This window comes from Castellaniella sp. UC4447_H14 (genome assembly GCF_052978285.1).
This window is the reverse complement of the sequence record NZ_CM129666.1, coordinates 2,605,863-2,632,273: the sequence shown is the minus strand read 5'-3', so window position 1 is coordinate 2,632,273 and position 26,411 is coordinate 2,605,863. Positions and strand designations below refer to the sequence as shown.

Annotated in this window: 29 protein-coding genes and 1 tRNA gene; 9 read left to right on the top strand and 21 right to left on the bottom strand. The window is 60.4% G+C overall.

Going from position 1 to position 26,411, the window contains the following annotated elements; translation table 11 throughout:
- The first annotated feature begins 15 nt into the window (after positions 1 to 15).
- The 4 genes from ACVCMJ_RS12725 (at position 16) to ACVCMJ_RS12710 (ending at position 2,179) form a co-directional block, all read left to right on the top strand.
- Positions 16 to 861 carry a cytochrome c1 gene (locus ACVCMJ_RS12725; RefSeq protein ID WP_447081765.1) on the top strand — a complete coding sequence of 282 codons (846 nt, stop codon included), beginning with the start codon at positions 16 to 18 and terminating at the stop codon, positions 859 to 861.
- A 138-nt stretch (positions 862 to 999) separates the two neighbouring features.
- The gene (locus ACVCMJ_RS12720) at positions 1,000 to 1,608 is read left to right on the top strand and encodes a glutathione S-transferase N-terminal domain-containing protein (protein ID WP_447081764.1); all 609 of its coding nucleotides are present in this window, start codon (positions 1,000 to 1,002) and stop codon (positions 1,606 to 1,608) included.
- 1 nt (position 1,609) lies between these two features.
- A complete protein-coding gene (locus ACVCMJ_RS12715; protein WP_447081763.1) occupies positions 1,610 to 2,071 on the top strand; it encodes a ClpXP protease specificity-enhancing factor in 462 nt (153 codons plus the stop codon).
- 32 nt (positions 2,072 to 2,103) lie between these two features.
- A tRNA-Thr gene (locus ACVCMJ_RS12710) sits at positions 2,104 to 2,179 on the top strand.
- A 67-nt stretch (positions 2,180 to 2,246) separates the two neighbouring features.
- On the opposite strand, the gene ACVCMJ_RS12705 is transcribed toward ACVCMJ_RS12710, so the two are convergent.
- Positions 2,247 to 2,531 carry a type II toxin-antitoxin system RelE family toxin gene (locus tag ACVCMJ_RS12705; RefSeq protein WP_447081762.1) on the bottom strand — a complete coding sequence of 95 codons (285 nt, stop codon included), beginning with the start codon at positions 2,529 to 2,531 and terminating at the stop codon, positions 2,247 to 2,249.
- Positions 2,521 to 2,769 (bottom strand): type II toxin-antitoxin system Phd/YefM family antitoxin, encoded by a 249-nt coding sequence (locus ACVCMJ_RS12700; RefSeq protein WP_447081761.1) that lies wholly within the window; start codon positions 2,767 to 2,769, stop codon positions 2,521 to 2,523. The genes ACVCMJ_RS12705 and ACVCMJ_RS12700 overlap by 11 nt, the downstream gene beginning before the upstream one ends.
- A gap of 376 nt (positions 2,770 to 3,145) precedes the next feature.
- Here ACVCMJ_RS12700 and ACVCMJ_RS12695 point away from each other — a divergent pair, with 376 nt between their 5' ends.
- From ACVCMJ_RS12695 to ACVCMJ_RS12675, 5 genes are all read left to right on the top strand, one after another.
- Positions 3,146 to 3,571, top strand: a complete 426-nt coding sequence (locus tag ACVCMJ_RS12695) for a quinol oxidase (protein WP_447081760.1) — start codon at positions 3,146 to 3,148, stop codon at positions 3,569 to 3,571.
- 4 nt (positions 3,572 to 3,575) lie between these two features.
- Complete coding sequence (locus ACVCMJ_RS12690; protein ID WP_447081759.1) at positions 3,576 to 4,208, top strand: LolA family protein; 633 nt, start codon at positions 3,576 to 3,578, stop codon at positions 4,206 to 4,208.
- Between the two features lie 10 nt (positions 4,209 to 4,218).
- Positions 4,219 to 4,698 (top strand): SRPBCC family protein, encoded by a 480-nt coding sequence (locus ACVCMJ_RS12685; RefSeq protein WP_447081758.1) that lies wholly within the window; start codon positions 4,219 to 4,221, stop codon positions 4,696 to 4,698.
- A gap of 206 nt (positions 4,699 to 4,904) precedes the next feature.
- Positions 4,905 to 5,345, top strand: coding sequence for an Hsp20/alpha crystallin family protein (locus ACVCMJ_RS12680; RefSeq protein ID WP_447081757.1), 441 nt, complete (start codon positions 4,905 to 4,907; stop codon positions 5,343 to 5,345).
- A gap of 27 nt (positions 5,346 to 5,372) precedes the next feature.
- Positions 5,373 to 5,780 carry an Hsp20/alpha crystallin family protein gene (locus ACVCMJ_RS12675; protein WP_447081756.1) on the top strand — a complete coding sequence of 136 codons (408 nt, stop codon included), beginning with the start codon at positions 5,373 to 5,375 and terminating at the stop codon, positions 5,778 to 5,780.
- Positions 5,781 to 5,819: 39 nt separating this feature from the next.
- On the opposite strand, the gene hutG is transcribed toward ACVCMJ_RS12675, so the two are convergent.
- The 19 genes from hutG to ACVCMJ_RS12580 all read right to left on the bottom strand — a co-directional run bounded on the left by hutG (position 5,820) and on the right by ACVCMJ_RS12580 (position 26,411).
- Complete coding sequence (gene hutG / locus ACVCMJ_RS12670) at positions 5,820 to 6,758, bottom strand: formimidoylglutamase (protein WP_447081755.1); 939 nt, start codon at positions 6,756 to 6,758, stop codon at positions 5,820 to 5,822.
- Positions 6,758 to 7,540, bottom strand: a complete 783-nt coding sequence (locus tag ACVCMJ_RS12665; RefSeq protein ID WP_447081754.1) for an amino acid ABC transporter ATP-binding protein — start codon at positions 7,538 to 7,540, stop codon at positions 6,758 to 6,760. The genes hutG and ACVCMJ_RS12665 overlap by 1 nt, the downstream gene beginning before the upstream one ends.
- Complete coding sequence (locus ACVCMJ_RS12660) at positions 7,537 to 8,205, bottom strand: amino acid ABC transporter permease (RefSeq protein ID WP_447081753.1); 669 nt, start codon at positions 8,203 to 8,205, stop codon at positions 7,537 to 7,539. The genes ACVCMJ_RS12665 and ACVCMJ_RS12660 overlap by 4 nt, the downstream gene beginning before the upstream one ends.
- On the bottom strand, positions 8,205 to 8,915 hold the full coding sequence (locus tag ACVCMJ_RS12655; RefSeq protein WP_447082589.1) for a transporter substrate-binding domain-containing protein: 711 nt from the start codon (positions 8,913 to 8,915) through the stop codon (positions 8,205 to 8,207). Before ACVCMJ_RS12655 ends, ACVCMJ_RS12660 begins: the two co-directional genes overlap by 1 nt.
- Before the next feature lie 380 nt (positions 8,916 to 9,295).
- Positions 9,296 to 9,709, bottom strand: a complete 414-nt coding sequence (locus ACVCMJ_RS12650; protein WP_447081752.1) for a type II toxin-antitoxin system VapC family toxin — start codon at positions 9,707 to 9,709, stop codon at positions 9,296 to 9,298.
- Complete coding sequence (locus ACVCMJ_RS12645) at positions 9,706 to 9,963, bottom strand: type II toxin-antitoxin system Phd/YefM family antitoxin (protein WP_447081751.1); 258 nt, start codon at positions 9,961 to 9,963, stop codon at positions 9,706 to 9,708. The genes ACVCMJ_RS12650 and ACVCMJ_RS12645 overlap by 4 nt, the downstream gene beginning before the upstream one ends.
- Before the next feature lie 467 nt (positions 9,964 to 10,430).
- Positions 10,431 to 11,198: an IclR family transcriptional regulator gene (locus tag ACVCMJ_RS12640; RefSeq protein ID WP_447081750.1), complete on the bottom strand. Its 768-nt coding sequence runs from the start codon at positions 11,196 to 11,198 to the stop codon at positions 10,431 to 10,433.
- Positions 11,199 to 11,378: 180 nt separating this feature from the next.
- Positions 11,379 to 12,671 (bottom strand): sugar transferase, encoded by a 1,293-nt coding sequence (locus ACVCMJ_RS12635; RefSeq protein WP_447081749.1) that lies wholly within the window; start codon positions 12,669 to 12,671, stop codon positions 11,379 to 11,381.
- 7 nt (positions 12,672 to 12,678) lie between these two features.
- Positions 12,679 to 13,827: a glycosyltransferase family 4 protein gene (locus tag ACVCMJ_RS12630; protein ID WP_447081748.1), complete on the bottom strand. Its 1,149-nt coding sequence runs from the start codon at positions 13,825 to 13,827 to the stop codon at positions 12,679 to 12,681.
- A 7-nt stretch (positions 13,828 to 13,834) separates the two neighbouring features.
- Positions 13,835 to 14,644 carry a glycosyltransferase family 2 protein gene (locus ACVCMJ_RS12625; RefSeq protein ID WP_447081747.1) on the bottom strand — a complete coding sequence of 270 codons (810 nt, stop codon included), beginning with the start codon at positions 14,642 to 14,644 and terminating at the stop codon, positions 13,835 to 13,837.
- The gene (locus tag ACVCMJ_RS12620; RefSeq protein ID WP_447081746.1) at positions 14,629 to 17,019 is read right to left on the bottom strand and encodes a glycosyltransferase; all 2,391 of its coding nucleotides are present in this window, start codon (positions 17,017 to 17,019) and stop codon (positions 14,629 to 14,631) included. Before ACVCMJ_RS12620 ends, ACVCMJ_RS12625 begins: the two co-directional genes overlap by 16 nt.
- Positions 17,019 to 18,260 (bottom strand): O-antigen ligase family protein, encoded by a 1,242-nt coding sequence (locus ACVCMJ_RS12615; RefSeq protein WP_447081745.1) that lies wholly within the window; start codon positions 18,258 to 18,260, stop codon positions 17,019 to 17,021. Before ACVCMJ_RS12615 ends, ACVCMJ_RS12620 begins: the two co-directional genes overlap by 1 nt.
- 228 nt (positions 18,261 to 18,488) lie before the next feature.
- Positions 18,489 to 19,019: a hypothetical protein gene (locus ACVCMJ_RS12610; protein ID WP_447082733.1), complete on the bottom strand. Its 531-nt coding sequence runs from the start codon at positions 19,017 to 19,019 to the stop codon at positions 18,489 to 18,491.
- 444 nt (positions 19,020 to 19,463) lie between these two features.
- Entirely contained in the window at positions 19,464 to 20,048 is a 585-nt protein-coding gene (locus tag ACVCMJ_RS12605) for an O-antigen ligase family protein (RefSeq protein WP_447081743.1), read from the bottom strand.
- Between the two features lie 732 nt (positions 20,049 to 20,780).
- On the bottom strand, positions 20,781 to 21,542 hold the full coding sequence (locus ACVCMJ_RS12600) for a glycosyltransferase (protein WP_447081742.1): 762 nt from the start codon (positions 21,540 to 21,542) through the stop codon (positions 20,781 to 20,783).
- 52 nt (positions 21,543 to 21,594) lie between these two features.
- Positions 21,595 to 23,010, bottom strand: coding sequence for a mannose-1-phosphate guanylyltransferase/mannose-6-phosphate isomerase (locus ACVCMJ_RS12595; protein WP_447081741.1), 1,416 nt, complete (start codon positions 23,008 to 23,010; stop codon positions 21,595 to 21,597).
- A 90-nt stretch (positions 23,011 to 23,100) separates the two neighbouring features.
- Positions 23,101 to 24,075: a GDP-L-fucose synthase gene (fcl, locus tag ACVCMJ_RS12590; RefSeq protein ID WP_447081740.1), complete on the bottom strand. Its 975-nt coding sequence runs from the start codon at positions 24,073 to 24,075 to the stop codon at positions 23,101 to 23,103.
- 9 nt (positions 24,076 to 24,084) lie between these two features.
- The gene (gene gmd / locus ACVCMJ_RS12585) at positions 24,085 to 25,206 is read right to left on the bottom strand and encodes a GDP-mannose 4,6-dehydratase (RefSeq protein WP_447081739.1); all 1,122 of its coding nucleotides are present in this window, start codon (positions 25,204 to 25,206) and stop codon (positions 24,085 to 24,087) included.
- Complete coding sequence (locus tag ACVCMJ_RS12580; RefSeq protein WP_447081738.1) at positions 25,206 to 26,411, bottom strand: glycosyltransferase; 1,206 nt, start codon at positions 26,409 to 26,411, stop codon at positions 25,206 to 25,208. Before ACVCMJ_RS12580 ends, gmd begins: the two co-directional genes overlap by 1 nt.

Below are 26,411 nucleotides of genomic sequence, written 5' to 3'. Positions count from 1 at the left end.
TGTTACGGAACAATCATGATCAAAAAACTGCTCGGTGCCCTGGCTCTTTCCCTGGTGAGCACCTTCGCCTTCGCCGAAGGCGGGGTCCACCTGGATCACGCACCGGATCGCATCACGGATTTGGCTTCGCTGCAAAACGGGGCCAAGCTGTTCGTCAACGACTGCCTGAACTGCCACAGCGCGCATTCCATGCGCTACAACCGCCTGACGGACCTGGGGCTGACGGAAGACGAAATCAAGAAGAACCTGCTCTTCACCGGCGACAAGGTGGGCGATCTGATGACCGTCGCCATGACCCCCGAAGACGGCAAGAAATGGTTCGGCAGCACCCCTCCTGACCTGTCCGTGATCGCCCGCGCCAAGAGCGCGAACTTCGGGCCGTCCGGCGTGGACTATATCTACACCTACCTGCGCAGCTTCTACCGCGACACGACAAAGAAATCCGGCTGGAACAACGTGGTCTTCCCGAACGTGGCCATGCCCAACGTGCTCTGGCAGCTCGAAGGCCCCCGCACCTACACCACCATCGAGACCCACGAAGTCGCCGACGCAAAGGGCAGCGACCATTGGGTGCGCACCACCACCAGCTACGATCAGGATGGCATCCCGACCGTCAAGACCGAAGACCTGAACGGCTACGAGGGCGAAGCTTCCGTGATCGGGCGCTTCAGTTCGGCCGACCCCAAGACCTTCGCGCACTTCGAAAGCAACGTCGCCGACCTCAGCAACTTCCTGGGCTGGATGGCCGAGCCGTCGCAGCTCCTGCGCAAGCAGATCGGCGTGTGGGTCATGCTGTTCCTGTTCCTGTTCCTGTTTGTCGCCATACGCATGAATGCGGCATACTGGAAGCACGTCCGGTAATCGCCGTGCGCCCCCTGGGGGCGCACGCAGGCCCGGCCGCCGCGAACAGGCCGCGCAGCCAGGCGCCCCTCAGCCGCCTGGCTTGTGTTTTCCGGCCCCGCCGGGCATCGGCCTCAATTTTGTATTGGAATCCACGACATGATGGTGCTCTATTCCGGGACAACCTGCCCCTTTTCGCAACGCTGCAGATTCGTGCTGTTCGAAAAAGGCATGGATTTCGAAATCCGCGATATCGACCTCTATAACAAGCCGGAAGACATCGCCGTCATGAATCCCTACGGCCAGGTCCCCATCCTGGTCGAGCGGGACCTGATCCTGTACGAATCGAACATCATCAACGAATACATCGACGAGCGCTTCCCGCATCCGCAGCTCATGCCGGCGGATCCGATCATGCGCGCCCGCACGCGGCTGTTCCTGTACAACTTTGAAAAGGAACTGTTCGTCCACGTCTCCACGCTGGAAAACCGCCACATCGCCGACGAAAAGATCCGCAACGCCGCGCGCGCCGCCATCCGCGACCGCCTGGCCCAACTGGCGCCGCTGCTGGTCAAGAACCGGTTCATGCTGGGCGAGGAATTCTCCATGCTGGACGTGGCGGTTGCGCCCCTGCTCTGGCGCCTGGACCACTACGGCATCGAGCTGCCCAAGAGCGCCGCCCCGATCCAGAAATACGCCGAGCGGCTGTTCTCCCGGCCGGCCTACATCGAGGCGCTGACCCCTTCCGAAAAGGTCATGCGGCGCTGACATGCAGGAATCGTCCACCAAGCCCTACCTGATCCGCGCGCTGCACGAATGGTGCACGGATAATGGCTACACGCCGTACCTGGTGGTGACGGTCGATGCCAACACCGTGGTGCCGGCAGCGCATGTGCATGATGGCCAGATCACACTGAACATCAGCCACCTGGCCACCAACCGGCTGACGATGGGCAACGATTACATCGAATTCGAATCCCGCTTCAACGGCGCGGTCGAACAGCTTTTCGTGCCCGTGGGCGCGGTGTCGGCCATCTACGCCCGCGAAACCGGCGCGGGCATGGGGTTTGATGTCATCGCCTCGCAGCCCTATCCGGGCGGTGAAACGGACGCGGAGCCGGCGGCCGGTATGCCGCCCGGCGACGAGGCTCCCGTGGCTTCGCCCACGCACGGGCCCGACGACGACACGCCGCCGCCCCCGAAGCCCTCGCACCTGAAGATCGTCAAATAAAGAACGTCGTTCCTGTAGAATGGCGATCTTTCGCCGGCTTAGCTCAGTTGGTAGAGCAGCGCACTTGTAATGCGAAGGTCGGGGGTTCGACTCCTCTAGCCGGCACCAAAATTCTTCATGTGACTTTCGGCTCGACAGAGGCCAGGCGGGTCGTACCTGCCTTCGTTGCCGAGCCTCAGCGCTTGGCCGCCGCGGCGTAGGCTGCATTGCGTTCGCGCTTGCCGATGGCGACAACAACGACGACAACGACCTCTATGTCGCGTACTTCATAAACCAGCCGGTAACCACTTGACCGTAGTTTGATTTTGTAGCGGTCGGCGTGACCAGACAGCTTGGCGGCGGTCACGCGTGGGCCTTGCAAACGTTCAGCGAGCTTCTTCTTGAATTGTTCGCGCAGCGTGCTGTCCAGCTTGTGCCATTCTTTCAAAGCCTCGTCTTTGAACTTCAACCTATAGATCATCCAGGGAAACCTCGATTTCCGCCTGGCCTTGGCGAGCATCGGCGAGAGCGTTCAGTTCAAGGTCTTCCAGTCGGTTCAGCAAGGCTTCATAGGCCTTTGCAGGGACGCAATAGAATGCGGGCTCGTTGCGGTTGAGGATGGCTACAGGCGACCCTTCGCCCGCCGCCACGGTCCCCATAGGGTTGCGCTTGAGCTCGGAAACGCTGGCGGTCGTTTCAGCAAGAACGGTGTGAGTCATGCAGAAGCCCTTTATGAAGTGCCATTAACGGAACTTATATTAGCCCTTTCAAGAGTACTTTTCAACGCCTGGAACTAGCTTGCAAGCGGGCGAGCGAGGGGCCGCACCGCAGTCTGGCCCGGGCCAGACCCTGACGGATGAACCTGCACTACAGGAGGGCCGGCCGATGACACCAATTTTCAGGCAACCGCGCAAGGAAGTTCAGCTCCTCGATCCGGCACCAACGGAATCAATGCGTTATGAAGTCCGGGAACCGAAATTCTGGGCTTTGCATCGCCCCGTGGCAGTGCGAGAATATTCGACGATAGGCGGGTGCGCCCTCCCATGAGGGACTTGAACGCGCAAGCCGACCTGCTCTGGTGTCCGGAGGCATGCCATGTACAACATTGTCACGCCGTTCCTTGGCATGGTGTGCCGCGTTCTGGCGGTCGCCGCGCTCCTGTCCCCGGGCATGGCCCACGCGCAGGAAATGCCCACGGCAGCCACCCCGGGTGCCGACGGCGTGCAGCGCGTCACCATCGTCGGCGGCAGCTACTTCTTCCGTCCGGCACGCATCACGGCGCGCGCCAATCAGCCACTGGAAATCACCCTGAGCATCGAGTCGGGCGTCATCCCGCATCGTTTCGTGCTGGATGGGCCTGACGGCACGCACGTGGCCGATGTCCCACTGGGCACCCACACGCAGGTCGTCCGCCTGGTTCCAAAGGCGGGCGACTACGTCTTCTATTGCCCCAATCGGCTGCTGTGGTTCAAGAGCCATCGCGAGCGAGGCATGGCGGGCGTGTTGCACGTGCAAGGATAAACGCATGAGGTGGTGGCTCCTGACTGCGACACTGCTGATGAGCTCCTTCGCCATGGCCGACCCGCTGACCGACGCCGCCGCCCGTTTTGAAGCGTTGCAGAGCTACCAGGTCACCCTGCGTTCGGTCGACGCCTCGGGCGACCAGCAAGTCATCCGTTACTTTTATCGCAAGCCCGGCTGGATCCGGATGGATTTCGTCAAGCCGCATCACGGCGCCGTACTGATCTACTCGCCGGACTCCCGGCGCGTGCACCTGTGGCCGTTCGGCCTGCACCACTGGCCGTCGCTGGACCTGGCGCCCGATGACGGACTGCTGCGCGGCCCGCGAGGCCGCCGCGTCGATCGCTCGGATTTCGGCGTGCTGCTGGCCGACGTCCTGGCGTTGCGCGCGCACGGCAGCACAACGCCATTGGGCCATACGCACGTGGCGGGGCGGGCGGCGACAGAACTGGAAGTCGTCGGAACGACCGATAGTCCGGTGAGCCATGTGCGCCGCTTCCGGATATGGCTGGCGGACGACACCTTGTTGCCGCTGCGGGTGGAAAGTTTCGCTGCGAACGAAAGCCGGATCGAAACCGTTGACATGAGCGACGTGCAGGCCGACGTGCCTTTCCCCGAGCGGTTCTTCACGCCTTGAACCCTCTCGCATGAACGAACCGGCCGTCACCGCCTACCGACTGACCACGCAATGGTGCTTCGATGCCCCCCTTGACGTGGTCTGGAATGCCATCCTCGATGCGGATGGCTGGGCGGCCTGGTGGCCAGGCGTTACGAGCGCCCCGCTGGTCCCGGGCGCCACCCATGGCCCCGGCTCGGCACGGCGCTACACCTGCCGCAGCGTACTGCCGCTGCGCCTGATCTTCGTCGCGAGGATTACCCGGGTTGCCCCGCTGCGGCTGATCGAAGGTCTGGTCGAGGGTGACCTCGCGGGCATCGGGCGTTGCCACTTCCGTCACACCGGGGGACAGACGACGGTCCGTTTCGATTGGCAGGTACACACGACCAACCCCTGGTTGAATCGGATGGGGGCGTTGGTGATTCCCGTGCTGCGATGGAATCATGATCGGCTCATGCGTAACGGCGGCCGGGGGCTGGGGCGCTATCTTCCTTCCCCTCCACACGTGTAAGCGTTCGCCGCTCTTCACGGCCTGTCGGAATACGCCGCTACCCTTGAAAAACTCCCAGCGGCCCTTATCTTCAACTTGCTCCAGGCAGACGTACGGCCAGTTCTCGGTCCACCGTCCCGCGCGTCGATCTATCGATCGCAGGCGGCCGGCGGATCGAGGCTTGCGTAGGCCGGTTCGCCTTCCTGTCTTTCGAGGGAGAAATAACCATGAGTGACATTTTTTCCGAAAACGACCTCTTCAACGAGTTGGATCGCCTGCAACAGCAGATGACCGGCTTATTCGGAGGCTTTCCATCCAGCATACGATCCGGGCGATCCAGCGCCTTTCCACAAATCAATATCGGATCGACGGACGACTCGATCGAGGTCGTCGCGTTCGCGCCGGGCATCAAGCCGGAGAGCTTTGACGTATCCGTCGACAAAAGGCTGCTGATCATCAGTGGCGAGCGCAACACAGAAACGCCCGAAGCCAGCGAAGAAGCGCGGATCTACGCTCGGGAACGCTTCACTGGCACATTTCGCCGGGTAATCGAGTTGCCCCAAAACGCGGATCCCGACAAGATCACGGCCCAATACGTCAACGGGTGTCTGGCGATCAGCATCAAAAAGGCCGAGGCGTCCAAGCCGCGCGCCATCACGATTCAGTAAAACCGTCACGGAACTCAGGAGGACATCATGAGCAACACAGCGGAACTGGCTACGAAGAACGAATCGGCGCTCAGCCAACAGACAGACGACCAGACGAGGCGTCGAATCACATTGACGCCGCCCGTCGATATCTTCGAGGATAGCCAGAATGTGACACTGCTGGCGGATCTGCCGGGCGTCGCAAAGGACGGGCTCAATATCAGAGTATCCGAGGGCACCTTGTACATCGAAGCCGAAGCGACGGTGCCCACACCCGCAGGATTGCGCTTGCAGCATGCGGAAATTCGTCAACCTCACTTCGCACGGGCATTTTCGCTCGCAGCCGATCTGGACACATCAAAAATAGATGCCAGCCTGTCCGATGGCGTGCTGAAGCTGACGATCCCGCGCCGCGAAGAAGCGCGGCCACGCCGGATCGAGGTCCGCACTAGCTAGCGCGGGGGGCGGCTGGCGACACATCGCGGTCGCGCTGGCTCATGCCGCGGGCCGGAGCAACTGCCACGCCAGCCGCGCCGCCACGCGAGCTGTCCGACCGTCGGCATCTTGCTGGGGATTCATCTCCGCGATGTCGGCCAGACGCAGCTTGCCGCTGGATTTGACCGCCTGCAGGCAAGCCTCGACCACGCTCAAGGGCACGCCCAAGGTGGCCGGTGCCGAGACGCCTGGAGCCACCCCCGCAGGCAGGACATCGAGGTCAATCGTGAAATAGACCACGTCCGCCTGCGCGACCAGGTCGGCCAGCTGCTTCAGTCTCGCATCCAGATGCCGTTCCTGCATCTGGCTGTCTTCGACGTAGGTCGCTCCGAGCGACTGTGCATGATCAAACAAGCCCTGGGTATTGCCAATGGGCGATATACCAAAACAGGCATAGTGGACGGGGTAGTCATGCTGGCGTCCCCACTCCAGAATCTGGTCGAACGACGTGCCGGACGACCCGGGTCGACTGGTCCGAAGATCGAAATGCGCATCAAGATTGATGACCAGAATCCGGGGCTTGACGGACCGGTTCGTCACGTGCAGGATCAGCCCCTGAAAGCTGGACCAGGCGACTTCATGGCCGCCCCCCAACGTGACCGGTCGCGCTCCCGCGTCCAGGACGCGCGCGACTTTGACCGCTTGTGCCGACTGTGCCGCTTCCAGCCCGTCGCCCTCGCAGGTGACGTCCCCGGCATCCCAGAACCGTTGCAGATCGCGCGCGGGCAAATTCGCCAGCATGCGGCGGATGGCAAGCGGCCCCTTGCTTGCCCCCGGTCTGCCATGGTTGCGCAATACGCCGGCGTCGCTTGCAAAACCCAGCAGCACCGCGTCACCGAGGCCGTAGCCCTCATCTTCACATTGGACAATGTGATAGAGGCGCCGCGTATCGCCGCCCTCGGCAGAATCATCACGCCCCGTCCAAATCGTTGTGTCCATCAGCCCCTTTCCTCCATGGGTCCCTTGCTCAATACCGCTTGCAGGAACGAACGCGTACGCTCGTGCGTCGGGTGAGCGAAGATGACATCAGGTCTGTCCGCTTCGATGACGCGACCGTAATCCATGACGACGACCGTATCGGCCATCTCGCGCGCGAAACCCATTTCATGGGTGACCACCATCATGGTCATCCCTTCCTTCGCCAACACTTTCATGACCTGCAGAACCTCGCCGACCAACTCAGGGTCCAGGGCGGAGGTCGGCTCATCGAACAGCATGACCTCCGGTTCCATCGCAAGCGCACGAGCGATGGCCACGCGCTGCTTCTGTCCTCCCGACAGGCTATTGGGCATGGCACTCGCCTTGTCCGCAAGACCGACCTTGGTCAGCAGCTCCATTCCGATTTCACTGGCCCGCGCGGCGGGCGTCCCGCGCAGTGTCCGGGGCGCAACCGTCACGTTTTCCAGGGCGGTCAGGTGCGGAAAGAGATTGAATGACTGGAACACCATCCCGACGCGGGTGCGCAAGTGATTCAACGACTTCTCGGGCATGAGCCGGCCATCTTGGAGGAGTTGTTCGCCACAGATCTGGATGCTGCCGCGCTGGGCGACCTCCAGGCCGTTGCAGCAACGCAGCAGGGTGCTTTTGCCGGAACCGCTGGGGCCGATGACGACCACGACTTGAGACCGGTCAACCTCCAGGTCGATTCCCTTCAGCACCGCATTGTCCCCGTATGCCTTGTGCAGTTGGCGGATTTTGATCACGGCATCGGTGCTTGTCATTGGACCATTCCCCCTGCCTGCAGTCGCAACTCGATGCGGCGCAGGATCCATGACGTGGCGCTCGTCAGAATCCAGTAAATCACCGCGATCACTACGTAGACCTCCAGCGAGCGGTACGAGACACTGATGATCTTCTGGCCTTCATGCATGACATCGTGGATGGTGACCAGCGACACGAGGGCGGAATTCTTGATCAAGGCAATGAATTCATTGCCCAGCGGGGGAATCATGCGCACGAACGCCTGAGGCAAGATGATTTTCATCATCGCCTGCGTCGATGACATCCCCAGCGACCGTGCCGCCTCGCGCTGCCCTTTGTCCACGGACTGGATGGCGCCCCGGACAACCTCGGACACGTAGGACGCCGAATACATTCCCATGCCCAGCACACCGCAGACAAAAGCCGGAAGCAGTATCCCGAAGCGCGGCAGACCGAAAAACCAGATGAACAGCTGAACGAGAAGCGGCGTGCCGCGAAAACATGACAGATAGATGCTGCAAATCTTGTATGGGATCTTGCGGCGCGGATTCAGCCGGCCGATGCCGATCAGCAGGCCCAGGCAACACGAGAGAATCAAGGCGCACACGGTCACTTCGACCGTGACCAGCGTGCCCCTGAAAAGGTCTTCCCAACCGACGAGCGCCGGGGTGAAGTCCAGATCCATTATTTCTTGCCCTCGAACCACTTCTCGACCAACTTCTGATAGGTACCGTCCGCCTTGATGGCCTTCAGCGCGGCATTGAATTCCTGTGTCAGCTTCGGCTCTTGCTTGCTGACCGCAATCCCGTATTCCTCGGTCGTGATCTGCTCGTCCAGAACAGTGAAGGTTGGGTTTTTCTGGGCGAAGAGCTTGGCAGCCGGCTTGCCCGTGACAGCGGCGTCCGCGCGGCCAATGTCAACCAGGTTGAACATCTCCTGGTTCTTCTCGACCTCCACGCGATGAACGAGCGGGTAATGCTCTTGCAGGTAATTGACCGACTTGGTGCCGACCTGGACCGTGACGCGCTTGCCGTCCAGATCCTTCAGCGTCTTGATCGAGCTGTTCTTCTTGGTCAAGACGACGAGACCGCCCGCATAGTAAGAGTCCGTGAAATCCACGGCCTTTTTGCGTTCCGGCGTGATGTAGATCGCGGACACCGCCGCGTCTGCCCTGCCGGAAAGGACAGCGGGGATCAGGCCTTTGAAATCGATATCGGTCCAGGCGATCTGCTTGCCCATGGCCTTGGCCAGTGCCTCAGTCAGCTCAATATCAAAGCCGGTCCGCTTTCCATTGACTGTCATTTCCATGGGCGGAAAGGTGGCGTCGGTCACGATCCGGATGGTGTCTGATGCCGCGTGGCCGACCCCGGAGAATATCGTCATCGAGGCGGCCATCAGGCCGGTGAACAGCGCATTGCGGAATTTCATATTGAGTCTCCTGGTGAGCGGTCTGGTGTGTATGGCGTGAAATGACCGTTGACTGGACGCGTAGGAAGCCGGTGAAGGTCTTCCACATTGCGGATGAGCACACGTATGCTAAGCCATGACGTGATAACGACCGGATGAAAATTCCCGAGATGTGAGAACGATCAGGGAAATTACTGAACCCGTGTCGGGTGCGTTCGCAGAGCGACGTCAACCAGCATGCGGTTCCTTGCTGTTGACCGTGCGCACGAACCAGCGGATCGAGGGCGCAAATCCGCAAAGGCTTCTCGAATGGCGGGCCAACGCGTCCACGAAATTCACCACCCACGGGCAGCTCCATCACCCGGGGATCAGACCCCCAGCAAGGGCACCTCGCAGGCGACGGCAGCTTTTCGCAGAGCCCCATCACGGCTCGCCAGCGGCAACCCGAGTCGCAAAGCCAATTCAAGATACGCGGCGTCGTAGAGAGTCAGACCATGTGCCTCTGCCAGGTGAAGCGTGTCGCTCCACGCGAAACTACTGGTATCGGGATCAACCTGAATGTTGAGCAAGGATAGGTCCGCCAGCGAAGCATCTCGAAAAGCCGCATCGATACGGCCCCGCCGAACAGCCACCTGCAAGCTGTTAGCCACTTCCAGCCGCCAGAGATCAGGCACCCATGCCCGGCTGACCACAATACGGTCCAGAACCTTTTGAGCCGGTATTTCGTGTTCATCTGGCAGCAGCCACGCCAACGCGACCGAGCAATCCAGGACCAGACTCACCGGCGCCCCTCGTCCCGAAAAGACTTCCAGTCAGACTGTGTAATGGGCGCGAAGGCGGCCGCCTTCGCTCTGGCGCGGATGCGCGCAACGGCTTGCTCGCCCTGACGGCTCAACTCGGTGGGAGTGACATTCATTGACACCAAACGAGCCACAGGCTTTCCCCGACGGGTGACGACGACCTCTTCCCCGCTTTCTACCCAATCAAGCAGAGTACCCAGCGTATTCTTGGCCTGAAAGGCCCCGACCGTTTTCATCGTAATCTCCTTGTAAGCTAGATTGTAAGCCAGGAAACGCAGGTCCGCAAAGTCCCTTTCCGACCTTACGTGTGGCGTGAGCGTGTCAGTCGCGGACGACAACCCGTATTCCGAGGCGCTGTTCCGCACCTTGAAATACCGTCCCCGGTATCCGCATAGGCCCTTCCGCGACCTGCAAGCGGCTCGGACGTGGGTGGCCAAGCATACAACGCCGGCCGCGAGATGCCCGTCTCGCAACTCAGGTGGGCAACGCTTTGGTTGTGCGGCGGCATCATCTTTCTGACGATCTGCTCTTTGAGTTCCAAGCTGTAGGCGGACATGAAATCATTCCGATCGCTCCCTCAATCGCTGGTTTCAGGAGACCGGACATCTATTGTGACCAAGGGGGTCATCGAGGCGGCCATCAGCCCGGTGAACAGCGCATTGCGGAATTTCATATTGAGTCTCCCGGTGGGCGGTCTGGTGGGTTAGCAGCATTGCAGCCGCGATGAGATGCGCGCTGCCCCGCGCACAGTCATATCGATGAATCGTTTTTCCTGGCCTCTCGCGCGCGAACTGGGCGCCATCAAGGTGATGACAGCGATCGCGACATCGCCGGACTGTTGATAGAGCGGAGCACTCACGCCCCAGACTCCGGCATCGACCTCGCTGTCGGATACCGCGTAACCCTGCGCCTGCACAAGCTGTAGCTGGCGGACCAGTTCAGCGCGCGCCACACCGTCAGGCGCAGTTTCCGGCGAGAGTGCGTCCAGGCTGGTGCGCCGCTGTGCTGCCGGCATGAATGCCAGCAATGCCTTTGCCGTCGCGCCTTTGTGCAACGGGAGCATGCGCCCCTTGACGAAGGAACACCGCAGCGGATGAGAGCTTTCCATCATGTCCAGGCATACGACCCGGTGCTTGACCGCCACCATGAGACCGACGGATTCTTCCGATCCCCGCGAGATGGCCTCCAGCTCCGGTTGTGCTTCCAGAGTCAAGAGAGACGCCTGATCGAAACCTCGAGCCAGCGGAACGCACATCGGCCCGGGCGAAAACAGGTTCTGGCGCCCGACCACGAAGCCCCAGCGACGCAAGGCCGCCAGTTGTCGATACAAGGTGCTCTGGGCGAGTCCCGTGACAGTCGCCAATTCCGCGATGGACGCGCCTCGCCCGAGCTGCGCCAGTGTCGCCAGAACCAACAATGTGCGTTCGGAGCTGCCTTTCGCGGCGGCATCGGGGGCTGCGGGATCGTGCATGGCGTGAAATGACCTCTGACTGGACGCGTTGGGAGCCGGTGAAGGGCTTCCGCATTGCGAGTGAGCACATGTATGCTAAGCCATGACGTGATAACAATCCGACGAAAATTCCCGGGATGTGAGAATTATTAGGGAAATTACCGGCCCGTTGCGCACGCGGGGGTGCAACGCGATATCGCGTTACCGCGCGCCCCACCCCGTCAGCACGATGCGCACCGTCTTGAAAACGATCAGGATGTCCAGCCACAGCGAGAAATGCTTGATGTAATAAAAATCGTGCTGGATTTTAACGCGGGTTTCGTCGGCATCGCTGGTATAGCCCTGCATCACCTGGGCCCACCCCGTTATGCCTGGCCGCACGACATGGCGGTAGATGTAGAACGGGATTTCCTGCTCGAACTGGTCCACGAACACGCGCTGCTCGGGCCGCGGCCCGATCAGGCTCATATCGCCTTTCAGGACATTCCAGAGCTGGGGCAGCTCGTCCAGCCGCGTCTGCCGAATGAAACGGCCCACGCGCGTGATGCGATCGTCGTCTTCCGTCGCCAGCCGCGCCCCGTCGGCCTCGGCATCGACGCGCATGCTGCGGAACTTGTAGATGCGGAAATCCCGATCCCCCAGACCGACGCGATTCTGCACGAACAATGCCGGCCCGGCGCTATCCAGACGAATGGCGATGGCCGTCGCCGCCATCAGCGGCAGCGCCACCGGCAGCAGCAGCACCACCGCCACGATATCGATCAGCCGCTTGCAGACTGTATAGATGGGCGACGGCAGCAGCGTGCCCACTTCGTTTTCCGACAGGTGATCAATGCACACGCGACCCGACAGGCCCTCCGCCACCTGGCGCACATGGACGACCGGGATATGCGCCAGAATGCAGCGCGCCAGGAAACGCTCCCAGTCCGGCGTCATCCCCGCCCCACGGAGATCGGCCACGACCGCGTCGTAGCGCACTCCCTCGAGATCCGGAGACTGCAGATGGCGGATTTCCAGATTCCAGTCCGATTGCAGCGTACAGGGTGGATTCATGGGCAGCACGGCAAACTTCAGCATGCGGTAGCGCCGGCCGATGAAATAGCCCAGATAGAACCAGAGGAGACACAAACCATAGGCGACCAGCAGGACCGGGCGGGAATAGCCGCCTCGGGTGAAGAATAGCCCGGCGAACGCCAACAGGAACACCCCGGTGACCACCGGCGCGATATGGGCCATCAGGTTGGCGCTGGAGAACCGAGACAGGCGGCGCAGCACCAGGCAGATCACCAGAAACGAGAGCCCCACGGCCCACAGCGTATTGATGCGCACCGCATCCAGCCGCTCCCAGAGCGGCGGCCGCCAGAGCCAGACCGCCGGCAACAGCATGACCACGCACAGCCCCGCCACCACCTGCAGCGGCCCATTGAGCAGCAACACCTCGTACCAACGCGAATGTCGGCGCTCGTAATTGCTCACACTGGCATCCCCCTGCATCTTCAAATCATCTCCGTCGTGGCCCATCCGTCGCGCCCATCAGCATCCCCGTCAGGCGGGCGTTGACTTCGCGCACGTCGAAGCGAGACTCGGCCATCCGGCGGCTGGCCGCCCCCATGGAGTCTATCAGGGCCGGGTCGCGCACGAAGCGCAGCATGGCCTGCGCCAACGCCTCCACGTCCCGGACGCGCACCAGATATCCATTGACGCCGTCTTCGACCGTCTCGCGGCAGCCCGGCACGTCGGTCGTAATCACCGGCCGGCCCATCGCCATGGCTTCCTGAGTGCTACGGGGCACACCTTCGCGGTAAGACGGCAGCACGAACACGCTGGCCCGTGCGAGCCATGGCCGTACCCCGACATATCCAGGCCATTCCAGAATGCCGGCCTCTACCCAGGACTGGACTTCCGCCCGCCCCAGCCCGCCCGGATTGGAGTCCAGGCCACCCACCAGCAGGAAACACACAGCGGGATATTCCGCCCGGACGCGCTGGGCGGCCGCCACATACTCAAGAATGCCCTTCTCGCGCAGCAAGCGGGCCACCAGCAGGAACGTGACCGGAGAGACGGCGGGCGGGGCGGGCGTCCAGGCGTGAAGGTCCACACCAATTCCGCCCAGCACATCGGCCCGATCCTCCACCACCAAACCCTGTGCGACGAATTCGGCCCTATCATCCCGATTCAGAAAAATGACCTGGTGCGCATGCGACAGCGCCAGCCGATACAGACCCGTGACGAGGCTGCGCAGTATCTTGCGGCGCCAGCTCAGCGGCTGGCCCGGATCCGTGAAAACGAACCCCACACCCTCGATCATCGCCACGCGGCGCGGCACCCGGGCCAGCCAGGCGGCCAGCGTGCCATAGATGACCGGTTTGGTGGAAAACGCAAACGTCACGTCCGGCCGCAGCCGGCGCAGCAAACGTGTGAGCGCCCACGCATCGCGGGCGTCGCGCAGCGGATTCATGCCGGTACGCCGCAAGCCGTAGTCCACCGGCTCCGCACCCAACGCACGGACCGCGGCCCGGTCCTCATCCCGGTAGTCGGGGGCTAGGCACCACACCCGGACCCCGGATGCACACAAATCGCGGATCCAATCGCCGCGGAAAATCAGCAGCGAAACCGCATGATGGGCAATGAGAGCGACCGTCTTCAACATATCGAAATTATCCGCCGGCCGCATCGGTGCCGAAACGCCGTACAACCCGATAGAGCAAGCACTGCCCGCAGCGCACCACTGCCTTGAGCTTGCCAGTCAGATACGGCTCGCGGCGAATCTGTTCCGCGTAAAACAAGAAGAACCCCCGCGGATTGCGCCGCAAATGTGTCGAAAAGTTTCGAGTATACCCGTCTTCCAGGTATTCACAGCAATACACCGCGCGGTCCAGATAGAACAGCATCCGGCCCTGATCGGCCACCCGATTCCAAAGGTACTGATCCGGCACGAATTTTTCCCCGGGGAACACCGGAAACGGCGCAGCCACCATGCATGGGCGCCGGCATACATAGGCCAGCTCGCCGCGCGCGCGGCGCCCCGCCTGGCTGGGCGTGGCCTCCCAGGGCACCGGCAGGTCCGTGCGAAGCTGTCCCAACAGATACCCGCGCGCATCGGTCTTGCGGAAGCACACGCCGGCGACATCACCATCGTGGTCGACATCCTGCAGCGCAGCCCCCACCACCTGGAGCGCATTGTCCGGCAGCCAATCGTCGCTATCGACCACGAAGATCCAGTCTCCCAACGCCCGCGACACCCCGAGATTCACAGCGACGTGTTTGCCCCCATTGGCCTGGCTCAGATACCGGATCGGGAACGCCGCGCGCGCCGCCAGGGACGCAATCAGCTCGCGCGTTTCGTCCCGGCTGCCATCGTCCACCACCAGCCATTCGAAATCGGTGTTCTCCTGTCGGGCCAGGCTGTCGTAGAGACGAGGCAAGGTGCGGGCACGGTCGTAAGTCGGGGTCAGAACCGTGAGCACGACCGGCCCCCGCGATAGATATCCAGCCACTGGTTGACCAAGCGGTGGATGTCGAAGTGGCGCGCCACATAGCTACGATTAAGCGCCGAACTGCGCGCCAACTGGGCGGGGTTGAGGGCCAGCGCCTGGGTCATTCCCTGCGCCAGCGCCGCCACATCCCCCGGCGGCACCAGAATGCCATGATCCTGCATCACTTCCGAGACGCCACCCACGTTGGTGGCCACCACCGGCGTGCCCGAGGCCATGGCTTCGGCCACCACCAGTCCGAAACCCTCGACTTGCGAGGACAGCACCAGCAAATCGGCCCCACGCATCAGCGCCGGCACATCGTCGCGTTTCCCGACCAGGCAGACCCTACCGTCCAGACCCAGCTCCGCCCGGAGGGCTTCAAGGTTCGCGCGCAAGGGTCCCTCGCCCACGAGCCAGAGATCCGTATCGCGATGCTGATCCCCGATCAGCGCAAAAGCGCGCAGCAGCGCCGCCTGATTCTTTTCCGGCACCAGGCGCCCTACGGACAGCACCAGACGCCGCCCCGGCTGGAGCTGCCCGCAGCCCCGCGCGTTCGCCCCGGATCTCTCCGCAAACCGCTCGACGTTGATGCCGTTGTAGACCGTCAACATACCGCCCGGGGGCACGGCGCCGGCCTGCTCGTATTCCCGCGCCGCCTCTTCGCTGACATGGGTCGTCACATCGGCCAGCCCGTTCGTCAGGCGGTAGGCCCACATCACAAGACGCCCGCCTTCGCGGTTGCTGTGGGCCGTGCACACCAGCCGCGGCATGGGCGCCGCAAGCCGCGCCAGGCGCGCAATCAGGTTCGCGTGGACCATATGGCTGTGCACTACGTCCGGGCGCCACTGATACACCAGGCGAACCAGACGTAAATAGGCACGCAGCAGGCTCAGCGGCGCCCGGCTGCAATGCATGGGGTACAGATGAACGCCCGGGTCGGTGGGACGCAGGACAAGCCCCTCGGCCAGATAGGCAATCGCCACGCGGTGCCCCAAAGACGCCAGGCTATCGGCCAGATCCACTACCTGGCGCTCGGCACCGCCCATGTTCAAACCCGTGGACACCAGCAGAATGCTCAACGACCCCCGATCCTCGCTGGGGACAACGCCCGCCGCCACAGCCGCAGGCGCCCCCCGCAGGCGCCCGCACAGGATCGCGAGCGTGATGCACAGCAAACCTTCGCCGGCCAGCAGTCCGACCGCCATTCCCCATGCGCCCACCTCCACCGCCAGGCCCGCTCCCAGCAACACAGAGGCGGTCGAGAATGCCGAGATCGCATAGCTGGCCGGGCGGGCGCGCCCCGCCGGGATCAGCAGCACCAGGGCCATGCTCTGGTTCAGTATCCGCAGCGGCACCAGCGCCAGCAGCCAGCCGAAGACGACGAAAGCCTCATCGAAGCCTGGCCCGAGCATGGCGTGCAGTATCCAAGGCCCCAGCCAGACCCCGATCGCCGTGCCCGCCAGCGCCAGGATGCCCAGACCGACCACCAGCCGAAGTCCCGCGCCATAGGCCAGCGTGCCGCCGCGCCCCACCACACGGGCGCACACGGGGTAGAGCGCCATCAACAGCGGCTGCGCCAGGCTGACCATGCCGCGAATCAATTTTTCCGCCGGCGCGAACTGACCCACCGCCCGCTGCCCCGCGGCAACTCCCAGCGCCACCGGCACCACCGCCAACGCGAGGCTCGCCGCCCCCCGATAGACAAAGAAGTGGAAGCCGTCACGCAACTGCCGCGCGGCACCACCCCAGGTCCAATGAACCGTCCCCACTTCACGCCAGGCCCAGCCCAGCGTGAGCCCCGTATTCAGCAAGGGCGGCACCACCAGAATCCACAGCGCCGCATGGAAATCGGCCCGGCCGCGCACCCACACCGCCAACACGGCCACGCCCATCAGGCGAAGCGCCACGTCCAGCGAGGCCGGACCCGACATGCGCTCCACCCCCTGGAAGTACCACATGGGGCTGTAGCCGAACGCCAGGAAATACGCCAGCACAAACGGGACGAGCACAGGATCGGCCAGCATCGCGCCGCCCCAGCCCAACCACCAGGCTGCCACCAGCGCCGCCATCATGGGCAACGCCAGCAATGTCCTGGCGCCGAGCACCTCGCCGAACAATCGAGCCAGCGCCCCGCGGTCCCGCTGCACCGCCGCCTGCTGCGTGGCATTCAGATTGAAGCCATATTCCGCCACCACGGACGCGCTGAGCGCCAGCGACTGGCAAAACAGAATCTGTCCATAGGGGCCCGGCCCCAGCGCACGCGCCAGAATCGGGATCTCCAGCAACGGCACCAGATATGAGGCAAACTGCACGCCATACAGCGCACCCGCATTGCGCACCAGCCCCCTCACCGTCCCGCGTGCCATCACGGCTCCCGCTCCGCCCGCCAGGCGAACACCAGCATCAGAACCAGGTATCCCCACTCGGACATTTCACTGCTGAAGGTATTCAGCATCAAGGCTGCGCAGTACGCCAGCGCGGAGCCGGCCACCCCCACGCGAAAATAGGCCTGCTGCGCCGGGACCGTGCGGTCAAGCGCCACCCGCAGCGGAAGCGCGGCCGCCACGATGAACGCCAGCATCCCCAGAAAGCCCAGCACCCCGAAATCCGCCAGCGCCGCGAGATAGGCGTTGTGCACGTTTTGAGGAAAGCCGTAGCCGGCATCGATGGCCGTCGATCCGAAGCCGCAGCCCAGCGGAAAACATTCGCGCGACTTCGCCAGACCATTGCGCAGCAAGCGGATCCGCGGTTGATCCCCATTTCCCAGACGGCTGTCCACCACCGGTGCCACGGCGCTATCCATCAGCGCCTCGACTCGCGACGACTCGCTGCCTGCCGATGAAGGCCAGCTTATGCCACCGACCCGCAGGACACCAAGGCCGGCGTCGAGCAGCAGCAGCACAATCAATGTCCCTGCCGCCAGCGGCAGCATCCAGGGCCTTCGGCGCACCAGAACCCAATCACGGCGGGCCCACAAAACAGCCGCCATCGCCAGGAAAATCGCCACGATCAACAGCAGCCCGGTGCGACTGCCGTCCGCTACTGTCAGAAACACGCACGCACCGATCGCACATGCCGCGCGCCGCCAACGAGCCGGATGGCTCAACCCATCAGCCAGAAGCAGTGGGAGAAACAGCAGCCCCGATTTCCAGAGCACCCCCGGCATCGCGAAAATGTCGCCCTGGCGGTTGCCCAGATCAAAATCGGTGGAAAAAACCGCCCTGGACACAAAAAAAGCGACCGTCACCAATGCCAGAGCGCCATACAGCACACTGATCAGGAGTTCTGCGTTCGCCCGAACCCCGAGCCCCCACATGGCCGCAAACAGCAGGCCGATCACCAGGATCTTGAGCGCCTGATAAAGTGTGGCCAAGTCGCTGTTCGCCCAGCCGGACACGACCATTCCGACGACCAGCAGCCCGAACGCTGCGACTATCCACCATACCCAATCCCGGGCCGGCCGCGGGTTCCATCCTTGCCCGGCATAGGCGACGGCCGCGCAAGCCCATAGTCCCCATAAAACCCAATACCCGAGTGGCGTCACGGTGTCGCGCAAACTGCCCCATGCCATCAGCAGCAGCGGGAGCGCCAGCAAGAACGTGAGCATGCGGTTTCGTGCCATTCCCCAACTGCCGTCGTTGTCCGTGAACCTTTCGATAGTACACAGGTCCATGTAACGAGCCGGTAAGCATTTAGAAGATATGTAGAATAACCAGACCAAATAAAACTAAAAATCCGCTGAAGAGCCGATGGTCAAACCAGCGGACTTCAGCGGATTGGAATACGAAGACACGAATCGAAGGCCGACGTTACAACTAGCGTGGCCTGCTACCGATCACAAGCTCTGCAAAAACTTCAGGAATCCGGACGCCTCCAGAACACGGTTCCACTCCAGAGCCGAAACGTCCACTGGCGTGAAAGCGTGCCGCAGCAAGTCATCCCTCGACTGAATTCGATCCAGCCACAGAGGCTCGAACCCGCGACTGCAAGAAAACTCGCGGATCCACGAGTAGCGGTTCGACACGACACCCAGACCGGCCGCGCAATATTCCAACGTCTTGGTGCTGGTCTGAATATTGAACGGATGCATCGCCGGCGTGTAGTTCAGGCCGGCACGGGCGGTTGCGAAGGCCTGGGGCAGTTCTTGCCGGGTCAAGCGGCCCGCCAAGGTAATGTTCGGCCGATGCCGAAGCAGCGTCAGCACGCGGTCGGATACCGTGCCGACCACGAGCACCTTGATACCCAAGCCCGCCAATCGAATCAACTCCTTCAACAACCCGGGACGGCCATCAACCGAGCCGCAGTAAAGGATGTCATAGATCGGATCCGAAGGCGCCGCCGCGAACAGGTTGCCGCTGATCCCCATGTCTCTGAAAACGTAAGGGACGCGGTCGGAAAACGACAGCCCTGCCCGGACCAGGGGATTCAGAAAAATGCGCCCGGACGGCATGGCGTTGCATATGCGCTTTGCCACGTCCTTGAATCTGGCCCAAGGGGGAATCGAGAGGCTCTGGTATTCATGGACCACACGGCCTCGTTCCTTGCGCCCTTGCCCCCACACGGGCCTCATGCCCATGAAGTAGATCCGCATATCGGAATCCGGCGACATGGACGGCCCGTCGCACAGGCGCACAATATGACCGTGTATGGCCAGATAATCTCGGTACGCGAAGGCTTCCGGCGTGTAAGCCTGCTCTTTCAGTTCTATTTCGATAAGCACACGTTACTCAAAAAAGGCACACTGGCGAAGTCGCTACAAATAAAAATCAGCAATGAGGAATATTGGATGTAAGGCGATGAGTCGGCCATTCTATTGAACCAATTGACAGGCAGGAAGGTTCAAAGCACAGACGAGCACCGCCGCGGTATACATGAATGAGAGCAACCCAATACCCCCTACCGATATAACAATGAAATTCGACGACACAAACAGGAAAACCAGCACAGGGAATTGCCGGACGTTCTTATGAAATCCCACCCAAAGTGCATATCCCAATAGCGTAAGTAGAAGCAATACGTACGTTACGCCATATTCGATCATACTATCCAGGAAAAAATTATGAGTGCTGGAATGGAGAAAACCGCCAGCATGCATCACGCCTGCCAAGCGGCCGACGCCGACACCAATATAATTACCATTTTCAAACACAAACCTGAGGGCATAGGTCCACATGTCCATACGACCACTGGATCCGTGAAATGCCCGCATGGCAAAAAGATCCGGGTTCACCGCCATCAAGACCGCAGCCAACAAAAGTATCGAAGTAAAATACGAGACAAATAAATGCTTATTACGTTTGCATATTAGCCATGAGCCACAAGCCACAACAAAGCTCACAATAGCGCCCCTGCTATACGTTAATGCCATTCCGGTGACAAGAAGAAGCAACAACATTCTCCGCATCTTGATATTCCCATACACTAGGCAAAATATGGCACCCAGGCCAAACAGGGTCCCCGCATAGTTAGGATCCATAAACAGGGACGAATTCCGCAAGGCTATAAAACCCCACCAATCAATGAGGCCGGCTTGCTCCAAACAGGAAATTAGGGCGCATACCGCAACCCCGGAAACAAAATAAACAACGAACTTGTAATAGTTTCGATAGATGGATAGAACGACACAAAAAAGGAGTGGTAGAATAATCGGACGGTACGCTGAACGGACGTCGCTAGATAATATTGCAACGACAATCTGACAGATTGCGATGCAACCTAGCAGCGCTATGATCCTGGCATTCAGTCGGATCCAGGAGAATGTGCTTCCCGTAACCCATGCACAGCATCCCATAGACAAAATGAACGCCACGCTTAGCCACGTGTAGGCCGTCCCGTAAAGATGGACCTCATACGACAGCAAGCCTAGCGCTGACGCCGTTGCTAAGAATGGTTCATATCGCATATTTCCAATCATAACCGACTGTCCTTCACGAATCCGCCTTATTGCTTTGCTCGGAATTACACGCAACACTGGAGCAGACTTTGATAGTTCCGTACCTGCAAGAGACCTGGGCCAGCGGGCCCCTGACACGGTTCAATGCATAGCCTATGGTTCGGGTGCGTGAAGGACAGCCACAGGCGAAACACCGTTCTTGATTCCTGCTTCCCCTAGCATGTAGCGCCCGCCCTACCGACGCCGTAGAGTATCGGGGGATGAACACGCAGTGTTGATTCTCCGAGGTCGTGGCAGGAGACAATATCGCAGGACTCGCAGGTTAAGCAACAAAAGCTGCAGTGGAAGCGAATGCCCGAGGTTAACCAGGACTCTACAAAGATCCGTGAGAGAACTCAGCAGGTCGCTTCCACTCGACCCCGTCTTATAGAAGATCCCCGCACAAAAATCACCGACAGAAACCTGCGCTCCCATATGTAGCGCACTCAGGACGAAATATTGATCGGCGGCAACCGGATAGACTCGAGAATACCAGCCAACCCGCGTGTGCAAGTCACGCCTGATCGCCACCCCCACCGCGTGGCCGCTCACATACGCAAACTGCCCGTGCAGCCACTCCCACCGCCGTTTCCGCACCCCATAGACGCGCCCATCCACTTGGATCCGCGCCGTCACCAGATCGGCATCGCTTCTTGAGCAGGCCGCCTTATACCGCGCCACCGCATCCGGGAACAACTCATCATCCGCACCCACGACCAGGTAATAATCGCCGGAGGCCATCTTCACTGCACGATTCAGTGCATCGTAAATACCGAAATCGGGGCGGGAATCCACCCGGATGTGGAGGTCGCTATCAGCCTCCCGCAACAGGCGCAGCGTCTCGTCCGTGGATGCACCGTCCGCGACGATCCATTCAAAGTCCCGATCGGTCTGCGCGCGTAGCGACCGAATCAAGCGGGGCAATACATCGACAGCGTTGTAGGTGGCGGTCACCACGGACAGAGCTACTTTCCGGCCGTCGCCTGACGCCGACCCTGGTACTCGATCGCTAGACCCGGCCATACCGGTCCTCCAGCCGCACGATATCGTCCTCACCCAAATAGCTGCCGGACTGAACCTCGATCAGTTCCAGCGGGATGACCCCCGGGTTCTCCAGAGAATGCACTTGACCGATCGGGATGTAGGTGGACTGATTTTCACTCACCAGGTAAGTCTTATCGCCATTAGTGACCCTTGCAGTTCCGCTCACCACCACCCAGTGCTCCGCCCGGTGATGATGCTTCTGCAATGACAGCTTCGCACCCGGTTTGACGGTGATTTTCTTCACCTGATAGCGCGGGCCGCTGCCGATGGCATCGAACATTCCCCACGGCCGGTACACATCGCGGTGCTGGACGTGTTCGAGGCGACCCAGCGCCTTGAGCTGTTCCACGATGCCCTTCACGCCCTGCACCGCGTCCTTGTCAGCCACCAGCACCGCGTCCTTGGTTTCCACGATGACCAGATCCCGCACGCCCACGGCGGCCACCAGACGGCTATCGGCACGTACCATGGTGTCTCGAACAGACTCTGTCAGCACATCGCCCTGCAGGCAATTGCCGTTCGCATCGCAGTCCAACTCGCCGGACAACGCTGCCCAGGCGCCCAGATCGTTCCACCCGGCGTCCAGAGCGACCACGGCCGCGTCCCGGGTATGCTCCATGACCGCATAGTCGATGGAATTGGACGGCGATCCGGCAAACGCCTCGGCATCGACGCGAATGAAATCCAGGTCGCGGCGGGTACCCGCCAGCGCTTCACGGCAAGCCATCAGGATACCCGGGGCGAACCTTTCCAGTTCCTGCAGACAGCGGCTGGCGCGAAACAGAAACATGCCGCTGTTCCAATAGTATCGGCCAGAGGCAAAATACTCGGCTGCCCTCGCCGCGTCAGGCTTTTCCACGAACCGCGCCACGCTCCAGCCAGCCCCTAGCGTCTCGCCCCGTTCGATGTAGCCATAGCCCGTTTCGGGACGATCAGGGACGATACCGAAGGTCACGAGGCGGCCCTGATCAGCCAGTGCCGCCGCCTCAGCCACGGCGCGCTGAAACGCGTTCACGTCCCGGATGACATGGTCGGCCGCCAGCACCAGCAGCAGCGGATCATCCTCGGAGTTCGTTGCTTGCAGCGCTGCCAGGGCGATCGCGGGCGCCGTATTGCGCGCCACAGGCTCCAGAATTATGCTGGCATCCTCCACGCCGGTCTGGCGCAACTGTTCCGCCGCGAGAAACCGGTGTACCTCATTGCAGATCAAATAAGGCGAACGACAGGCAAGGCCCTGGAGGCGGCCGATTGTCTGCTGCAGCAGAGATTGGTCACCGACCAGGTTCAAAAACTGCTTGGGTTTGTGTTCGCGCGACAACGGCCAGAGGCGGGTTCCCGCCCCACCGGCCAAAATCACGGGTTGTAGAGATCGATGGGACACAAGGCTCCAGTAGTTTGTCGCAAAAGAAAAGAGACGGTTCCTGCAGTGTAATGCAGGCAACTGTCCACGTTATGACGGACCCGGCGACGCTTAGGTCCTGAGATTCTCGCCCTGGGACAGATACCATGCATACGTATCCTTCAGCCCCTGCTCAAGCGGGATGCCAGCCCGCCAGCCCAAGCTGCGCAGCAGAGACACATCCAGTAGCTTGCGGAGCGTACCATCAGGCTTGCTGGCATCGAACACGATATCGCCGCTGTAACCGATGACGCGCGCAATGGTTTCTGCAAGTTCGCGAATGGTGACGTCCACGCCGGTCCCGACGTTGATGTGCGACAGCATGGGCCGCGTCAGCGCGCGATACGTTTCAGCGTCCAGCTCCATGACATGTACGCAGGCGGCTGCCATATCATCCACGTGCAGAAACTCGCGCCGCGGTATGCCGCTGCCCCACACTACAACCTGCGGTTCATTCTGCTGTCTGGCCTCGTGGAACCGGCGCATCAACGCCGGGATCACATGACTGTTTTCCGGATGAAAGTTGTCGCCCGGACCATACAGATTGGTCGGCATGACGCTGCGGTAGTCGCACCCATACTGCCGATTGTAGGACTCACAGAGCTTGATGCCCGCGATCTTGGCAATCGCGTAAGGTTCGTTGGTTGGCTCCAGCTGGCCCGTCAACAAGGCCGACTCCGACATCGGCTGGTCCGCGAGCTGGGGGTAGATGCAGGATGACCCCAGAAACAGCAAATTTTGCACATCATGCTCATGGGCCGTCTGAATCAGATTCGCCTGGATCATCAAGTTTCGATAGATAAATTCGGCCGGATAGGTACTGTTTGCATGTATACCACCGACCATTGCCGCTGCAATCACAATCTGGTCGACTTGACGGTTGTCGAAATAAGCCCGCACAGCCTGTTGGTCGATCAAATCCAGCTCGTCGTGCCGCGCGGTCAAGATGCGGCCATAGCCCAGCGTCCGCAGACGCCGAACGATCGCCGAACCTACCATACCTTGGTGGCCCGCCACAAAAATCGTCTGATTCAAGCCTAGGTTCATTCTCTTAGCTTAGCCTTCCCGAGACACGTTCACTTGGTAGCCGTGCGCTCTGAGCAACGCTTGACGTTTGGCTTGCTCCAGATCGTGCGCAACCATCTCGGCCACCATTTGATCCAATGTGATTTCGGGCACCCATCCCAGCTTGACCCGCGCTTTTGTTGCGTCGCCTAAAAGTGTCTCGACTTCTGCAGGCCGAAAGTAGCGTGAATCCACAGCTACAATCACATCCCCCGGCTTCACACCAGGTGCATCGTCACCGGTCACGGACTCCACAATTCCTTTCTCCTCCGGCCCCGAACCCTCGAAACACAGCTGGATGCCCAGCCGTGCCGCTGCTTTATGTACGAAATCCCGGACTGAGTATTGCACACCCGTCGCAATTACAAAATCGTCCGGCTTGTCCTGTTGAAGCATGAGCCATTGCATGCGAACATAGTCATGCGCATGACCCCAATCACGCAGAGCATCCATGTTACCCAGATAGAGACAGTGCCCTAGTCCCTGCGCAATATCAGCCAGGCCACGAGTGATCTTGCGCGTCACGAACGTCTCACCACGTCGCTCAGACTCATGATTGAACAAGATGCCATTGCAGGCATATATCCCGTAAGCCTCTCGGTAATTGACCGTAATCCAGTAGGCATAGAGCTTGGCCACCGCATAGGGGCTTCGCGGATAAAACGGCGTCGTCTCCCGCTGAGGAACCTCGCGTACCAAACCGAATAATTCCGAAGTGGAAGCCTGATAGAACCGTGTCTTTGTCTCCAGCCCCAAGAAACGGATACCTTCTAGCAGGCGCAAAGCTCCAAGACCGTCGACGTCCGCCGTATATTCAGGGGATTCAAAGCTGACAGCGACATGAGACTGTGCCGCCAGGTTGTAGACCTCATCCGGCTGGACCTCCGAGAGGATACGGGTCAGGTTAGAGGCATCGGACAGGTCCCCATAGTGCAACACCAAACGACGGTTGGATTCGTGAGGATCCTGATACAGATGATCAATACGCCGGGTGTTAAGCGACGACGAGCGACGCTTGATCCCGTGGACTTCATAGCCCTTTCCCAAAAGGAGTTCAGCAAGATACGAACCATCCTGACCTGTGATTCCCGTTATCAGCGCCTTCTTACCCATCAGACGAATCTCCAGCAAGATTTTCTATTATTGAAGTTCCCCAGCCTCTCAACCAGATTATTCTCAGCAACAAGCCTTGACTGATCAATTTCTCTCAACCGCCGAGTCCCAGCAGCAAGCAGATGGTCAATTAGCCTACCGTCCAGGTAGATCTTACGAATAGCACTAGCCAAGTCAACAAACGAATCAGGATCTATGCATAGCGCAGCATCTCCCACCTGTTTTGCAAATAGACTGGAATATATTAGTGGCTTTCCAACTAACCATGCCTCGAGAGGCGGAAGATTGGTCGGTCCAAAATAAGTTGGCATCACTACGGCCTTGGAATGAGCATAGAGTCCTTGCATATCGGAGTCCTCAACAAATCCAACGCAATAGACCTGATCGGCGATGCCAAGCTGCTCCGCCGCCGACAAGACGTTCCTCATATTCCCTTTGTCCCGCCCACAAAAAACAACCGGGTATCGGAGCCCCTCTCTTTTTAGATATTCAAGCGCCTGAACAATACGTATATGATTCTTATGTGCCCAGAACTGGGCTGGATAGAACAGATAATTAGAAGGGAGTTTGAGTTTATCCACTATGGTGGGACCGTTTGCTCCCCGGGCACCCTTAGCGATCGAGGCGGCAGGCTGGAATGGCATAGCAATCAGCCGATCAGCTTCAATCCCATAGCGTCGCGATATGCTATTGCTCAATTCCTCCGAATCCGTTAGCGTTATATACGATCTACCGATCGCATTTCTATAAAAATGCTCCCGGTGTGAGAACTCGCCACCATCGGAGACCTCGGGAAATTCTGGATGATCACGATGACATAAATCCCATACCGTAAGAACATAAGGTAGAGAACGGAACGACAACGCGTATGTGGAAGGCCCTAAAAGATAGGCTAGATCCACCCCCCTCTTCAGCATCAGTTTCTCTAAAGAGGTGACCACCCTTACACGAGCAAGGATCTCGCTAAGAACATATTCCGGATGTGCTAAGAGTCGCAACTTCATCCTCTCTGCGTACCAGCTCGACATAGCAAATACCTCTATGTCAGCTAGCGCCGGATGCGTAACATTTTCTTTCGCTGTGGTAAAGACCTCTATGGTGATCCATTTGGGACATATTCTCAGCAGTTGCTGAACCGCGTTGATGGACTGCTGGAACCCTCCGCCCGACCGGGGATTCTGATCCAAAACCACACCGATCTTCAT

Bases quoted from the DNA above. Each gene is read 5' to 3' on its own strand.
- hutG (WP_447081755.1), bottom strand. From the start codon at position 6,758: ATGGACACAACGATTTGGACGGGGCGTGATGATTCTGCCGAGGGCGGC.
- ACVCMJ_RS12700 (WP_447081761.1), bottom strand. From the start codon at position 2,769: ATGACTCACACCGTTCTTGCTGAAACGACCGCCAGCGTTTCCGAGCTC.
- ACVCMJ_RS12695 (WP_447081760.1), top strand. From the start codon at position 3,146: ATGTACAACATTGTCACGCCGTTCCTTGGCATGGTGTGCCGCGTTCTG.
- ACVCMJ_RS12605 (WP_447081743.1), bottom strand. From the start codon at position 20,048: ATGTTGTTGCTTCTTCTTGTCACCGGAATGGCATTAACGTATAGCAGG.
- ACVCMJ_RS12610 (WP_447082733.1), bottom strand. From the start codon at position 19,019: ATGGGGATCAGCGGCAACCTGTTCGCGGCGGCGCCTTCGGATCCGATC.
- ACVCMJ_RS12660 (WP_447081753.1), bottom strand. From the start codon at position 8,205: ATGGATCTGGACTTCACCCCGGCGCTCGTCGGTTGGGAAGACCTTTTC.
- ACVCMJ_RS12685 (WP_447081758.1), top strand. From the start codon at position 4,219: ATGAACGAACCGGCCGTCACCGCCTACCGACTGACCACGCAATGGTGC.
- ACVCMJ_RS12675 (WP_447081756.1), top strand. From the start codon at position 5,373: ATGAGCAACACAGCGGAACTGGCTACGAAGAACGAATCGGCGCTCAGC.
- ACVCMJ_RS12705 (WP_447081762.1), bottom strand. From the start codon at position 2,531: ATGATCTATAGGTTGAAGTTCAAAGACGAGGCTTTGAAAGAATGGCAC.
- ACVCMJ_RS12620 (WP_447081746.1), bottom strand. From the start codon at position 17,019: ATGGCACGCGGGACGGTGAGGGGGCTGGTGCGCAATGCGGGTGCGCTG.
- ACVCMJ_RS12725 (WP_447081765.1), top strand. From the start codon at position 16: ATGATCAAAAAACTGCTCGGTGCCCTGGCTCTTTCCCTGGTGAGCACC.
- ACVCMJ_RS12630 (WP_447081748.1), bottom strand. From the start codon at position 13,827: ATGTTGAAGACGGTCGCTCTCATTGCCCATCATGCGGTTTCGCTGCTG.
- ACVCMJ_RS12720 (WP_447081764.1), top strand. From the start codon at position 1,000: ATGATGGTGCTCTATTCCGGGACAACCTGCCCCTTTTCGCAACGCTGC.
- ACVCMJ_RS12665 (WP_447081754.1), bottom strand. From the start codon at position 7,540: ATGACAAGCACCGATGCCGTGATCAAAATCCGCCAACTGCACAAGGCA.
- ACVCMJ_RS12640 (WP_447081750.1), bottom strand. From the start codon at position 11,198: ATGCACGATCCCGCAGCCCCCGATGCCGCCGCGAAAGGCAGCTCCGAA.
- ACVCMJ_RS12655 (WP_447082589.1), bottom strand. From the start codon at position 8,915: ATGGCCGCCTCGATGACGATATTCTCCGGGGTCGGCCACGCGGCATCA.
- ACVCMJ_RS12645 (WP_447081751.1), bottom strand. From the start codon at position 9,963: ATGAAAACGGTCGGGGCCTTTCAGGCCAAGAATACGCTGGGTACTCTG.
- gmd (WP_447081739.1), bottom strand. From the start codon at position 25,206: ATGGGTAAGAAGGCGCTGATAACGGGAATCACAGGTCAGGATGGTTCG.
- ACVCMJ_RS12715 (WP_447081763.1), top strand. From the start codon at position 1,610: ATGCAGGAATCGTCCACCAAGCCCTACCTGATCCGCGCGCTGCACGAA.
- ACVCMJ_RS12680 (WP_447081757.1), top strand. From the start codon at position 4,905: ATGAGTGACATTTTTTCCGAAAACGACCTCTTCAACGAGTTGGATCGC.
- ACVCMJ_RS12580 (WP_447081738.1), bottom strand. From the start codon at position 26,411: ATGAAGATCGGTGTGGTTTTGGATCAGAATCCCCGGTCGGGCGGAGGG.
- fcl (WP_447081740.1), bottom strand. From the start codon at position 24,075: ATGAACCTAGGCTTGAATCAGACGATTTTTGTGGCGGGCCACCAAGGT.
- ACVCMJ_RS12635 (WP_447081749.1), bottom strand. From the start codon at position 12,671: ATGCAGGGGGATGCCAGTGTGAGCAATTACGAGCGCCGACATTCGCGT.
- ACVCMJ_RS12615 (WP_447081745.1), bottom strand. From the start codon at position 18,260: ATGCTCACGTTCTTGCTGGCGCTCCCGCTGCTGCTGATGGCATGGGGC.
- ACVCMJ_RS12690 (WP_447081759.1), top strand. From the start codon at position 3,576: ATGAGGTGGTGGCTCCTGACTGCGACACTGCTGATGAGCTCCTTCGCC.